The organism is Geothermobacter hydrogeniphilus (assembly GCF_002093115.1).
GTDB classification, from domain to species: domain Bacteria; phylum Desulfobacterota; class Desulfuromonadia; order Desulfuromonadales; family Geothermobacteraceae; genus Geothermobacter_A; species Geothermobacter_A hydrogeniphilus.
The window spans coordinates 91,341-104,926 of sequence record NZ_NAAD01000007.1 but is presented as its reverse complement, the minus strand read 5'-3'; the positions used below and the strand labels follow the sequence as shown (position 1 = coordinate 104,926).

General features: G+C 60.8%; 9 protein-coding genes. All 9 read right to left on the bottom strand.

Annotated elements, in window-relative coordinates:
* Nucleotides 1–13 precede the first annotated feature (13 nt).
* Entirely contained in the window at nt 14–3,580 is a 3,567-nt protein-coding gene (locus tag B5V00_RS07410) for a translocation/assembly module TamB domain-containing protein (RefSeq protein WP_085010134.1), read from the bottom strand.
* On the bottom strand, nt 3,577–5,334 hold the full coding sequence (locus B5V00_RS07405) for an autotransporter assembly complex protein TamA (protein ID WP_085010133.1): 1,758 nt from the start codon (nt 5,332–5,334) through the stop codon (nt 3,577–3,579). The genes B5V00_RS07410 and B5V00_RS07405 overlap by 4 nt, the downstream gene beginning before the upstream one ends.
* A gap of 297 nt (nt 5,335–5,631) precedes the next feature.
* Nucleotides 5,632–6,438 (bottom strand): MipA/OmpV family protein, encoded by an 807-nt coding sequence (locus B5V00_RS07400; protein WP_172399648.1) that lies wholly within the window; start codon nt 6,436–6,438, stop codon nt 5,632–5,634.
* 502 nt (nt 6,439–6,940) lie between these two features.
* On the bottom strand, nt 6,941–7,561 hold the full coding sequence (locus B5V00_RS07395; RefSeq protein ID WP_085010131.1) for a PqiC family protein: 621 nt from the start codon (nt 7,559–7,561) through the stop codon (nt 6,941–6,943).
* Entirely contained in the window at nt 7,558–9,228 is a 1,671-nt protein-coding gene (locus B5V00_RS07390; protein ID WP_085010130.1) for a PqiB family protein, read from the bottom strand. Before B5V00_RS07390 ends, B5V00_RS07395 begins: the two co-directional genes overlap by 4 nt.
* Nucleotides 9,225–9,863, bottom strand: coding sequence for a paraquat-inducible protein A (locus tag B5V00_RS07385; RefSeq protein ID WP_085010129.1), 639 nt, complete (start codon nt 9,861–9,863; stop codon nt 9,225–9,227). The genes B5V00_RS07390 and B5V00_RS07385 overlap by 4 nt, the downstream gene beginning before the upstream one ends.
* On the bottom strand, nt 9,860–10,462 hold the full coding sequence (locus B5V00_RS07380; protein WP_216355468.1) for a paraquat-inducible protein A: 603 nt from the start codon (nt 10,460–10,462) through the stop codon (nt 9,860–9,862). Before B5V00_RS07380 ends, B5V00_RS07385 begins: the two co-directional genes overlap by 4 nt.
* A gap of 378 nt (nt 10,463–10,840) precedes the next feature.
* Nucleotides 10,841–11,389: a DUF4136 domain-containing protein gene (locus tag B5V00_RS07375; protein WP_085010127.1), complete on the bottom strand. Its 549-nt coding sequence runs from the start codon at nt 11,387–11,389 to the stop codon at nt 10,841–10,843.
* Nucleotides 11,390–11,457: 68 nt separating this feature from the next.
* Nucleotides 11,458–13,581 carry a SpoIIE family protein phosphatase gene (locus B5V00_RS07370; RefSeq protein WP_085010126.1) on the bottom strand — a complete coding sequence of 708 codons (2,124 nt, stop codon included), beginning with the start codon at nt 13,579–13,581 and terminating at the stop codon, nt 11,458–11,460.
* Nucleotides 13,582–13,586: the final 5 nt, after the last annotated feature.

Below are 13,586 nucleotides of genomic sequence, written 5' to 3'. Positions count from 1 at the left end.
TCCAGAATCCCGTTCAATGGAATTCAATCAGGTAAAAGAGATCGATACCGCTGTTGATACCGAGTACCGACTCGACCTCCCAGCGCTCGGCCAGGCGATGGCGCAGCCGCAGCCCGCCCTCTCCGGAAAAAAGCCCCTGGAGATCAATATTGGTCAGGCCGATCTTGGAGAAGAGGGATTCGCCGGGAGCCATCAGGGCTCCGGTGCCGAGCATCAGCATCCCTTCATCACCGCCACTTGAAGACGCCCGGCGACCTGTAACAATCGCCAGCAGGATATCTTTTTCCGGCATCGCCGGACGCGAATGGAGGGTGATGCGCGGCCTCCTGGCCGTGCCGCCGATCTGTACGCCGGCCTGAAGCTGCCCCAGATCGCGCATCGCCAGAATATCCAGGGACGGGTTATTCAGCGGTGCGGACCGATAGCGAAGCCGCCCGTGACGGATCTTCAGACGTACCCCGTAGGCCGCGAAATCTCCTTCGACAATATGAATCTCGCCATCGGCCCGGGGGACTCCGCCGGCCGCGAGGCTGATATCGACAGCCCCGCCAAGACGGGCGTTCACGCCCCCCGCCGCCACCGTCACCCGATCACCGAGTACCACCTTCAACAGCACTTCCGGCTGCCATGCTGTCGCGTCGGCAGCAACCGGTGATTCCGTTTGCAGAACCACCACATCAGGACTGGGAGGAACCTCGGGCGCCGCCCGGACCCCACGCAGCTCAAGCCGCGGCACCAGCACCTGTCCCGTGACCTGCAGCCGCTCAGCGTCACCACTGAGTTCAATCTCGGGGGAAAGCTCGACGACCAGTTCCGGTAAATCGGCGGCCAGGAAATTATCCCCCTGAAGCTCCAACCGGTAGCGGAAGCCTCCCTCTCCCCCGAGCTTCAACCAGCCGCGACCCCGCAGGACGCTGGCCCCGGACACGATGCGCAACGTCTCGATTTCGGCCCGATCTCCACTCAGCCGCATATCCAGTTCGATCGGCCGCAGGCTGATACCAAGCTGCGGCAGGTAGGCTCCGGCCTGCCGCAGACCGATCCGCCCCTGCAGCGCGGGACGATGCAGGGTGCCGCCCAGTCCCAGGTCAAGGACCAGCCGGCCGCTCAGCTCCTCGATCGGCATCGGCAACAGGGCTTCGAGCATGCCGGTTTCAGCCAGTTCTCCACTGACGGCACCCGTCACCGGAGCATCTCGATCGATAACCGGCGGCCAGGCGGCGGCCAGAGGCAGAGCCAACTCACCATGCAATCCTCCCCCATCGTTCAGGACCAGTCGACACCCCAGTCGCAGGGTCTTCTCCTGCCACTGCCACTCCAGACCGGCTTCCTTCAACCGTGAATGAAGCACACCCCGACTGTCACGCCAGGACAATTCGGCGCCGCTGCCGGTTGCCTGCCCGCTCAAACGGAAACGTCCGCCGCCAAGCCAGCGACCTTCTCCTTCAAGGGCGACCTGACCCCGCACCGACAGCTCCGCCGGCAGCCAGCGGCGCAGGGCGGCAAGCCGCAACCTGACCGCGGAAAAATGAAACTGGCCCTCCTCGGGGAAATCCAGGCCGAGAGGCTGCCGGGCGTCACCGGAAAACTCCAGCCCAGCCTCCCTGCTGCCGACGGCCCGGACACTGAAAACCAGCCGACGCTGATGCCAATCAAGGTCGAGATGCAACTCCCGCAGCGCTTCGTCCCAGGATTGATGGCGCAACTCCCCGGCGGCATCGATCTTCAATGCGAGCTGGACCGGGCGACCGGCCTGCAGTTGCAGGCTGAAGGAACCGGAACTCTCCCCCCGCAGGATCTGTTCCGGCAGCAACGACGCCAGGCGCTCCAGTCGCAGCTTGCGCCAGGAACCGGAGATATCGCCGTCACGGCGTTCAACCTGGTAGTGTCCCGCCAGTCGCAGACTCTCTCCGGCAGCACCGGTCACCAGCAGCGGGGCAACCGCCCAGCGCCGCGTACTCCAGCGGACCGCAGCCGGATGCTGGAGTATCAGCGCCGCACCATCCAGCAGTCTGGTGGTGAAATGTTCCACGGTACCGCGCCATTCCTCTCCGTCCCAACTGCCGACCGCCGACAAAGCCAGGGATCCCTCCGGACCTTCCAGCCGCAAATCAAGCCGATGATCCTCCGTGAGACCGGCAACAACAGCATTCAGGGTTGAGATCTGCAACCCTCCCTGATCGATATCCGCAGCCCTGATGTTGACATTCAGCGCAGCCTCCGCCCCGGGATGGGCGGCGTTCACCTGCAGATCGCCGATCCGCAGCCCCCGCCACTGCAGCTGCTGTCCCGACAGCTCGCCGTCGCCGGCCCACCCGCCGTCGTCAAACCGCAACCAGCCGCTGCCGACAATCTTCCCGGCAGCGCCTTCGATCCAACGGGAAAGATCGGCCACCTGGAGCTGGAAATCGAAACGCTCGGCCAGGTCACCCGCGGCACTCAGCACCAGCCCCTCGGAACGCAACTGCAGATCCTCAAAGGAAAGCTCCTCCCCAACCAGGCGGATTCGGCCATGACCGGTGAGCGGATATCCCTGCAGCTGTCCGTGCAGGTTGTCGACGGCCGCCGCAATCACCAGCGGAGCGGTCTCCGGAACCCGGAGACTGCCGCTGCCGGCAAAGGAAAGATCGCCGGCCCTGCCAAGGACAGTTTCAGCCGGGTTGAGGTGCCCGACCGCCACCCGCCAGTCCATGCGGAAATCCCGGCGCCAGTCAAGATCGAGCCGTCCCTGCTCCAATTGCCCCTGCAGCCAGTCCCCCTGAAGATGACGCAACCAGACCCCGTCGAGATTACCGAATACGTCCCCCGCCAGGCGGGTCGGACCGTTCCGCAACAGCAGGGTGCCGCGATAGGCCCGCCAGTCACCCTGAACCTGAAGCCTCCCGGTCGCGGTCGCCGACAACCCGACGTTTCCCAGAGATTCCCCGGACACCAGCTCTTCCGGCAGGACCACTTCAGCCCGGTAGTCAAGACGCATGGTCCGCAGGTCCCAACGCAGGTCACCGGAAAGCTCAACGTAGGGAGACATGTAAACAGCAGGAGAGATCTGCAGTTGCCGGTCACGCAACTGCAGTCGACCTTCGATTCGGTCGGCAATCACCGTCACCCCGTCGCCGGAATGATAATTGAAACGACTCAGCCGCAGCTGCCTGATCTCGCCATGCAGCCAGGCGGGCAGCGGCCAGGGAGAGGGCAGTTCAAGCCGGTCGGCCGTCAGCGGCAGTGCCGTCAGGGGGTCGGAATCGGTCGCGGTCGTATCGACCCACAGATCAAGACCCGTCACCCGCAGCTGTTCAATATCCACCCCGCCACCGAACAGTGCCCACGGGTTCCAGCCGAACTGCAACTCCGCGAATGCCAGCCGGCCACCATCCCAGGCGACCCGCCCCCCCTGCAGGTCAAGCCCCGTCGCCAGTTGCCCCTGCAGCGAACCAACCTCGATCCGGACACCGCCGAAACCATCAATCCGCTGCAGCAGCCAGCCGGCCCCGGAAGAGCTGTAAAGCAGCCAGCCGCCGGCAACGAGCACCGACAGCAACAGCGTCAGGGCCGCGAACAGGCCTTTGAACCGCCGCGTCACAGGTCAAACCCGACGCTGAAGTGAATGCGCCAGCCCGGGTTCGGCTCATGAAGCTGGCGTGCCAGGTCGATCTTGATCGGTCCGACCGGGGTATAGACACGGGCACCGACACCGGCCCCCTGAATAAAACGCACCTGCTGAAAAGCCATGAAAGCGCTTCCGACGTCATAGAAGAGGGCGGCCCCATAGCGTTTGCTGAAGGCATATTCCACCTCCAGGCTTCCTCCGGCCAGACCGTCACCACCGATCACCCGCCCGGTTTCATCGGTCGCCCCGCGGGACTTGTAGGCGTAGCCGCGCACACCATTGTCGCCACCAACGAAGAACCGCATCGAAACCGGCACATCATTGAAATCACCATCATGGGCCAGCAGTCCGAAATAACTGCGCAGCAACAGGGTCCAGTCCTCCCCCAACGGCTGCATCAGCGCTCCGCCCCCGGTAAAGCGCAACAGCGTGCTGTCGGAAAGCAACGCGTCGTGACTGCCGGTCAGCTCCAGGCGATACTGAACCCCCCGGTTCGGATTGACCGGGTCATCATAATGTCGGCGCTGGTAACGGATTCCCGGCAGCAGCAGGGTCGAGATATCGGAACGCCGGCCGATGGTGTAATCCTCACGTTGCTGCCGAAGGGAAAACGAAATGACGGCATCACTGCCGAGGCCGAAAACCCGCTCGCCTTCCAGATGAATAATCTCGGTTTCATAGACATCGATATCTTCCTTGGAGAGTCCGGCGTTGATCCCCCAGGAATTCTCCTTATGCCCCGGCAGGGGAATGGTATAGCGGGTGATGAGCGCCTGGGTTTTCTGTGCCAGGCTGAAATCGGCCTCGAAACGGTGAGCGCGCTGCCAGAGATTCAACTCCTGGTAGTTGAGGGTCAGGCGCGCGCCGGTATTGGTCCCGTAACCGACCCCGGCCCGCAGCCGGCGCCGGGCGCCTTCCTTGAGGCGGATACGGACCGGCACCAGTTGCCGCCTGGCAAGCTCGATTTCAGGAACCAGCTGGATATCATCAAACCGGTCGGCCTTGAGAAAATTGATCCGGGTACGGCTCAATTGTTTATTGGAAAAGATATCACCGGCGGAAAATTCAAGATAGCGCCGTAAAAAATCGGGAGGAAACGAATCGCCTCCCTCAATACTGATCTCACCGAAATAGAACAGCGGACCGGTCTCCAGCTCCAGATCGACATCGGCGCGATAAGCTTCGACGTCAACCTCGACCCGGCTGCGCCGATATTTCGCCTTGAGATAACCGAGATCAACCGCGGCCACCCGCAGGGCCAGCTTGGCATCCTCGTAAGCCTTATGATTGAGCTGATCGCCACTTTTCAGCGAAAAACCGGCAACCATCCGTCGCAACGGCAACCGTTCGGCACCCGGTCCGGTCACCGTCACCCGTACCCGACCCAGGCGAATCGGCTCACCGGGATCGACCTGCACCCGCAACTCCTCCCGCTCCCGCCCCCCGACCAGTTCCGCCTTGACTTGACCATGATAATAACCGAGCGGTTCCAGGGCCTTGCGGGCATCCGCCGGGGCCTTCTGCAGCAGGCGCTCCAGCCAGCGACGATTGGTCCGGCCGTCGTGGACCAGCCCGCTCGGCAACTGCAACGCCGCCTCAACATTCTTGCGCAACGCTCCCTTGACCCCGCTGACGACCAGTCGGACATCGGCCGAAACCGCGGATCCGGGAAAAAGAGCCGTCCACAAAAGAACCGGAACGAAAATGCGCCCCCAAAAGAACTTCAAAATCGAACCTTCTGCCTGTCAAGCTCAGGGACAGGTCTCCTGAAACACTGACCCGTTTCAAATGAACTCGTTGATTCAATCTATCTTATTGAAAAAATAAAGAAAAAGCTGTCCTGGCATGTTTGACATTCTAGCCGCTTCCGGCATATTTTCAATGGAACGCTCCGCTTATTTCGCCGCAGCAGCCCCTGCATCCTCTCTGAGAAGCAGGTTTGTCGCCGGCCAAAAGGCAACCGGCCCGAGTTGTCTGACAACTCGGGCCGGTCTTTCACATGGAACTGGAATACGAATGGATTTTCAGAACTGGTAGGCGGCCATGATGCCGACAATCAGCTGCGAATCGGAACCCTGCTGGTCAACCAGCGGGCTGTCGGAGGCATCACCGAGCAGGGATTTGAAGCCGGCGCCACCGACCAGTTTCCAGTGCTGCCAGGGATGATAGTCGACCAGCAGGGCGGCGGTCACATCCTTGAGGCCGGAAGAGGCCTTGAAATTGGGCAGGGTGGACGTGCCGCGGTTGCCGGCACTGACGCCGAAGTAGGTCTGCATGTAATCGCTGTCGGCATAGGTGGCCGACAAGGTCGGCATCAGGGTCAGGTCCCGGCTGGGCACGTAACGATAACCCCCGCTCAGGGTCACCAGGCTGCCGTCATGGGCATCGGAGACATCGAGGACATACTGAATGCTGACGATCCAGTTGTTCAGGGCAAACCCGCCGAAAACACCGGCCTCGATGGCGGTGTCGACTTCCTTCATCCGGCTCACCTGATCGTCATCGACATCATTGTCCCGCTTGGCCCGGTACTGCAGCACAGGACCGAGATAATACTGCGCGTTCGGCAGCAGGTTGACCCGCAGCCGGTTGGCGAAAAGATCAACGAAACGACCGCTCTTGTAATGAGACTGAAAGAGCAGCAGAGGCCTCGCAGTGTAATCGTCCGAGCCCTCGTAATCGGGAACCATGACGAGACCGGCACCGGCAGCCATCTGAGTCGCCCCCCGCACCCCGCCTTCACCGGTTTCGCTGTCAACGAAGGCCAGCGCCGATCCGGCAACACCGACCAGAAAAACCAGCGCCACCAGGGTAATCAACATCTGTTTCATTGTTTTCTCCATCCGCATGACATGCTCCTTTCAGAATGAACGTCCCCATTTCTTCAGCTAGTACCCTGTAACTCATAGGATTTCGTAATATTGCGCCGGGATTTTCCGTGTCGACAAGGCGCGCTTTCCGCTGCATAGCCGTAGCTATGAAGCGGTGAAGCGCAACGCAGTTGACGCGGAAAATAACCAGCAAGATGCGAAAGATTATGGGTTACATGGTACTAGCACGAAGACGCCCGAAATGTTCTGGTCAATACCAGACTCAGCGAGTTCCTGTCGGACGGAAAGGGCAAGTGCCGGTCCTGAATGAAATCTTCAAAAATCTGAAACGCCCCCACAGGTTCACGGGTAATTTTGGGAAGTTCAGGTCAATGTCTGGTGCCGCCCACCGAAAAGGGACTCACGGAGTCAGGTAAATCAATATCAATTTCATGAATGGTAACTAAATTTATCCTTCAGTCAAGAAGACGGCCCGAAAAACATCCGAATACGGACATCCATCTCAATCCGACAGTTTCTTCTGCAACAGCTCAGCGGCCACATCCCGACTGAACTGTCCAAGCAGTTCACTCTCAGCTTTCACCAGCGATTCATAACCGGGGTCCTCCAGCGGCAGCCGGTAGCGTTTTCCGAGAACCTTCTCCGCCTTGCCCGCAACCGTATCGAAAACCGTCCAGCGAACCTTCAGGACCGCCTCGACACCAGGGGTTCCATCGAAACGCTGAATATCATAAACCACCCGGTAGTCGGGCCTGGCCAGACGATCCCAAGGATAGGTTACCACCCTCTCACTGCCGAGCAGATCCGTAAGATTATCGACCATGACCGCGGCAATATCCTTTTCCAGCAGACCGGCCCAGCGGTGGAACTCTGCGATCTGCAGTCTGCTGTTACTCTCACGGGTTACGATCTGCGGTCTTTTGAGATAGTCGGGAATGGTAATCGGCCCGACGCCGACGCTGAAGTCATAATGCGGCACAGCCTCGTCCAATTCACCCAGTTCAGCCAACGGAACCAACTTGTAAAATGAGGTTTTCGGCGAATGCCCGCCACAGCCGGCAAGACCGATAACCAGCCCGAACAGAAGCCATACGGATATCTTGTGGATAAAAAGCTTGATCATTTCTGTTCCTCTTTCTTGCCGAAAATCAGGGCTTCAGGATTGCGCTCCAGGTACTCGGTCAGGGCCCGGATCGAACGCACCGCGCTACCGAGTTCATCAAGGGCGGTACGGGCATTGTAATTCAGGGCCGAATCACTGCCGAGGGTTGCCTTGATATCCGCCAGGGTTTCATCCAGCTGCCGCAAAGTCGCGTTCAGGTCGGGAACCGTCTGCTGATCGACCTGCTGCAGGACCGCGTTAACCCGCGGAATGGTGGTCCGGTCGATCTTCCGCAGCGCGCTGCGGGCCGCTGCCAGGGTCTGATCAAGGTTGCGGCCGATACTGTCGAAGGGAATTTTTTCAACCCTGGCCATAATCCGCTCGAACTTGTCGGTGAGCTGTTCCAGCGAACCGGGGACGGTCGGGAAAACCGGGTAGAGGCCATCGTAATAGATCTCGGCCGGTTTCGCCTCCGGGTGAATGTCCAGGTCGACATAGAGCGCTCCGGTCAGCAGGCTGCCGGTCTTCAACTGTGCCCGCAAACCCCGGCGAACCAGTTCCTTTTCTCTGTCCCTGCTGACGGCGTCCAACCCCTTGAGCTGATCATAAGAACGTTCGGCCGGCTCATCATTGCGGCGGTACTCCATCCGTTCCGGCTCGATCATCACCAGCACCGGGATTTTCGCCTTCAGTTCCTCGGCGTTGATCACCAGCCGGACATCGACCACCTCGCCGACCTTGATACCGCGGAATTCAACCGGCGCACCCGGCCTGAGACCACGCACCGACTGATCGAAGTACATCAGGTAGTAGTTCTTGATGGTGTATTCCCGTTCCTGAATGCTCTGCCGGTCGGGGTAAAGAACAAAGCGGGAGCCTTCCGGAGCCGGCTCTTTTGCCACCAGACGTTTCGGTGTGGCAAAGGCAATTCCCCCCTGAAGAATGGAAACCAGTGACTGGGTGTTGATCCTTATGCCCTCGGCATTCAACGTCATGTCAACACCGCTGGCATTCCAGAAACGGGTCGCCCGGGTGACTCGCCGGTCATGCGGAGCATTGATGAAAACCTCGATATTGACCGCGTCGCCGACATCATTGAAAGCGTAGTCGATGACTTGGCCGACCTTGATCTGGCGGAAGTAGACCGGCGAACCGATATCCAGGGAACCAAGATTTTCCGAACGCAGCATGAACTTGCGCCCGGGACGGTCGGTGGTGATCACCGGCGGCTTTTCAAGCCCTTCGAAAACCTTCGTCAGCTTCCCCTCCTTAACCGGATCGACACCGATATAGGCCCCGGACAGGAGGGTGCCGAGGGCCGAGATCTCACCGGCGGCGATCCGCGCCCGGACCACGAAGAAACGGGTCTTGTCGGTCAGGTACGGTTTGGCACTGGGATTCATCCGCGCCTTGACCGCCACCCCGTCAAGTCCCGGTTCCAGATCGATCTCCTCGACCTTGCCGACCTCGACGTCCTTGTACCGGACCTTGGTCTTCCCGGCCTCCAGCCCTTCTGCAGTCTTGAAGTGGATGGTGACCAGCGGTCCCTGCTCCGAAACCGCCTTGAAAACCAGCCAGCCGCCGATCGCCAGGGCAACCAGAGGTACCAGCCAGACAATCGAGAACCCTTTGCGGGTACGCACCTCGGCCGTCCGGACAACCGGCTGCTCCGTTTTTTCCTCGCTCATTCGTCATCCTCCATCACATCCCAGATCAGGCGCGGATCAAAACTCTCCGCGGCGAACATGGTAATGATCACCACTCCGGCAAAGTAGGGTGTCGCCGGTCCGGCATCGACCCGGGCAACGGCGCCCAGTTTGACCAGGGCGACCAGAATGGTGACCACGTAGACATCGACCATCGACCATCGACCGACCAGTTCGGTCAGGCGATAGAGGCGGGTTCGGTCGACCAGCCTCCGGCGCGAACGGCGCTGTACCGAAATCAGCAGGTAAATCAGGATCAGCAGTTTCATCAACGGCACAAAGACACTGGCGATAAAAATCACCAGCGCGATCGGCACCATGCCGCTGTGCAGAAAGTAGATGACGCCGCTGATGATGGTATCGGACTGGGTGATGCCGATCGCACGGGTGATGGTGATCGGCAGCAGGTTGGCCGGCAGATAGAGAATCACGGCAGCGAAGACCAACGCCCAGGTCCGCATCAGGCTGTTCGGCTTGCGACTGTGGAGCGTCGTTCCGCAACGAGGGCAACAGGCAACCTGTTGTTTCCCGACGGGAACAGGTGCATCGCACAACAGGTGGCAGTTGTGGCAGCTGACCAGGTTCTGCCGCCGCGCGGTCATGCTGGCGGCCTTCATCGCAAGGCCTCCAGCCGTTCCCAGACCTGATGGTGATCAAGCACCGCGGTCTGGGCGGCGAGAACGAAGATCAGCACCGCGAAGGCCCACAGAGAGATCCCCGGGATCACTTCCGCCAGGTGCCCCAGCTTGACCAGCGAGACGAGAATGCCGAGCATGAAGACCTCCATCATGCTCCAGGGCTGCAGGTGGCTGACCAGGCGAAAGACCACTTCCGCCCGCGGCAGTCGACGGCCGAAGTGAAGCGGCAGCAACACGTAGAGCAGACCGAGAATACCGGCGAGGGGAAAGAGAACGCAGGTCAGCAGCACCACCATGGCGAGCAGCACCATCTTCTGCTCCAGCAGCAGCCAGACCCCGGTCAGCAGGTTGCTGTGCTGTTCGAAACCACCCGCCTTCATAGCCAGAAAAGGAAAGCTGACCGCCACGATGAAGAGGACCAGGCCGGCAAAAGACAGCGCCAGGGTTTTTTCGATACTGTTCGGCCGATCACGCTGCAGCAGACAGCCGCAACGCGGGCAATGGGCACGCCCCCCTGGCGGCAGTTCGGGCAGCCGGGTCAGCAGATCGCATTCATGACAGGCCATCAACTCGGACAAGGACATTCCCCGTCAATCGAATTCAAAAGGGGCTTAAACCGCTGACAGCCGAACCTTTCGGTCCGGAGCAACAGACGGTCGCCGGAAGAGAGATTGGCATCCCGGGATTCAGCAAAGAAACGCCGATAAAAATCGCCCGGTTCGCTCCAGAATAACAAATTATCCGCTACCTGCAGTGACCGGGGAAGGTTGGCGGCCATCACCGCACCGCCGGGCTGCCGGGAGAAATAAGGTCACCGACCTCAATAAACCGGTCATGAAGCGAGAAAGGAAGGGGCTGTGGTCCCCGGAGGAAGGGATCGAATGAAAGGAGGGCCGACCGGTATCCTGCAGGCGCCCAGCAACAGACAAGGCATCCCCGCCGGCCGACGCATCGATCTATCGGCGCTGCGGCGGAAAGGATGAGAGCAGGGTCCGCACGACACCTGGAATCTTGCGCCGGGCCTCGCTTTCATCAGCAATCGGCTCGCGGCCGGTCGCCGACCAGACCGGCTGCCTGGTCTGCGGGTCGAGCAGGAAGATGGTCAGCACTCCTTCGCGCGAGGAGCGACGGAACCAACTGCCGCTGTCGTTCTGTTCCCAGGCCACCTGCGAAGTAAAACCGGTCGCCTTCGGATTAGCGTAGACCGCCTTGAAAACGTTGCCCCGGTAACTGACCAGCAGATCGGGGTTTTCCATCACCAGCCTGAGCCCCCGGGATTCCAGCTCGTGAGTCACCGCCTTGCGCACCAGTCGCTGCATCGGATCCTGGCCAAGGAGGTTGTCGGCCAGCACCGATTTCTCGTCCTCCCAGTTCCAGGTTTTGAAACGGGAAAAATCGGTGGTCGGACTGAAATTCTGCGAATATTCCGGCTTCGGGGCACAACCACCGAGCAGCAACAGCACAAGGACCGGCGTCAGACGGAAAAAGAACGAACGGGACATCATCACAACTCCTTGTAGAAACCCACAGACCTGAATCAATCCGACAATTCAGGATCCCCTCATGAAAATTATCAGGTTGCCTTGACGATCACAAGAGTAATGTCGTCCTCCTGCGCCTTCTTGCCGAGAAAATCATGCACCGCGCCGATAATGACCCGGTAAATCTCCTCGGCCGGAGCAGAGACGTTATCCCGCAGCAGTTCCAGGAACCGATCCTCACCGAACTGCTCCCCGGCTGCATTGCGCGCTTCCCAGATACCGTCGGTGCCGATTGCCAGCACATCCCCCGGACGCAGGGCCTCGCGACAGCTTTCGGGATAGTCGGCATCGTTCATGATGCCGAGCGGCACGCCGACCACCGACAGCTCCTCGATGCTCCGACAATCGGCACGGTAGTAATAAACCGGACCGTGACCCGCCGAAATCCAGCAGAGGGACTGCCGGGCGAGATCGAAACGGGCATAGAAGAGGGTCATGAAACGGGTGTCACCGACATCCTCGGAAAGATAGTGATTGAGCCGATCAAACAGCGCTTCGAGATTGTCGTTTCCGGAAGCCACCGAAGAACGCAGTGCTCCACTGACCGAGGCCATCAGCAGGGCGGCACCGACCCCGTGCCCAACCACATCGCCGACCACGACTCCGAGGCTATTTTCGTCCGAATGAATAAAATCATAGTAATCGCCGCCGATTTCATCACAGTAGCTGATGCCGGCGGCGATCTGCAGCCCGGGGAAGTCGGGGATCTTGTCCGGCAACAGCAGCTGCTGAATCTCCCGTGCCACCAGTAGCGACTGCTTCATCTGCTGTCGTTCCTGCAACTGGGGACCGACCCGGTTGAAGGCCTCCCCGAGTTCTTCGAATTCATCCCCGGTGCGGATTTCGACCCGCGCGTTGAAATCCCCCTCGGCCAGCTTCCCGGCGGCAGCGGCCAGACCGGCCACCGGCCGGGTCACGGCCCGCGCCCGCAGAACTGCGGTAACCACCACCCAGGCGATAACGACCAGCAGCAGAATCCCGGCGACCCGCAACCCCTGCACCACCTGCTGCAGGACATAGCTCCCGGCCTTTTCAGCCTGAGCCGTGACCAGCTCATAGGGAACCACGACCAGTGCCACCGGCTCCCCCGGAGCCGCTGTCGCATAGGCCCAGTAAGCCTGTTCTCCACGATAACTGAGTTTGCGCACCCCACCCTGCCCGTTGGCCAGGTCATCACAGAGGGCTGCCATCTTCTCCCGGTCGGCGGAAACGAGATAGTTTTTCGGCTCGGCCTGCCGCCAGAGGTAGCGACGCGTATCTTCCCTGCCGTGGAGCATGATCTCCAGTTTTTTGTCCAGTGCCGCGTCCGGGTGAAAACTGAGGACCATGGTATCGGCAGCCTGGGCCCATGCTTCGGGCAGCCGCCAGTCACTGAGAGGTCGATCGGAAGCGATGTCGATCCCGGTCACACCGGCAAAACTGCCGTCCGGGTTGTGGACCGGAGCCGCCAGCACCAGCATCAGCCGATGGGTGGTCGCGTCCCCGAGCATCAGCCGCACCGGCGCGTCGGCCTCCCGGGCCTGGCGATACCAGGGACGGGTGCGGGGGTCAAAGTCGGCCGGGATGCCGCCATGACCGGGATAGCTGGTATGCAGGCCGCTCTGCAGAGACGTATACTGCCACTGAAACAGGTCGGGACGCAGCCGACGGAAAAAATTGTAGACCTCCGGCATGTCCCCCAAGCGTGCCAGACCGTCAGCGGATGATGACCCGCCCGGCGCGACATGGTAGGACTGCACGCTGAAACTGACCGGCATCGGCGTCAGCTCGCCATTCCGCCCGAAATGGAGGTGTCGTTCAGAGGGGGCCAGATCGGACGGGCCCCGGCCGGCGTCAAAATCGGCGACACTGACGCTGGCCTGAAGAGCCGGCATCGACGGCTCCTTCGCCGCCAGCCGCCGCTCCACCTCCCGGACCTGGAAGTTCAGGGCGGCGGTCAGGAAGGTCCGGTCCCGCTGCAGCAGCAGGTTGTAGTTGTCAACCATGCTCTGCAGGTGTTCCAGGGCGCTGCGCTCCAGGTAGGTACGGGTTTCGGCGGCCAGCTGACGACCCAGCTGCCGCATCGACAGTCCATGCAGCACCGAACTGAGAATCAGCGGGGCCAAGGCGATGACCAGCAGCAGGGTGAGCAGCTTGCCTCGAAACTTGAGAGCCATGGGAG

What these genes read in the sequence shown, in the direction of transcription:
- B5V00_RS07400 (WP_172399648.1), bottom strand. Translation starts at nt 6,438, where the DNA reads ATGAAACAGATGTTGATTACCCTGGTGGCGCTGGTTTTTCTGGTCGGT.
- B5V00_RS07395 (WP_085010131.1), bottom strand. Translation starts at nt 7,561, where the DNA reads ATGATCAAGCTTTTTATCCACAAGATATCCGTATGGCTTCTGTTCGGG.
- B5V00_RS07390 (WP_085010130.1), bottom strand. Translation starts at nt 9,228, where the DNA reads ATGAGCGAGGAAAAAACGGAGCAGCCGGTTGTCCGGACGGCCGAGGTG.
- B5V00_RS07385 (WP_085010129.1), bottom strand. Translation starts at nt 9,863, where the DNA reads ATGAAGGCCGCCAGCATGACCGCGCGGCGGCAGAACCTGGTCAGCTGC.
- B5V00_RS07375 (WP_085010127.1), bottom strand. Translation starts at nt 11,389, where the DNA reads ATGATGTCCCGTTCGTTCTTTTTCCGTCTGACGCCGGTCCTTGTGCTG.
- B5V00_RS07370 (WP_085010126.1), bottom strand. Translation starts at nt 13,581, where the DNA reads ATGGCTCTCAAGTTTCGAGGCAAGCTGCTCACCCTGCTGCTGGTCATC.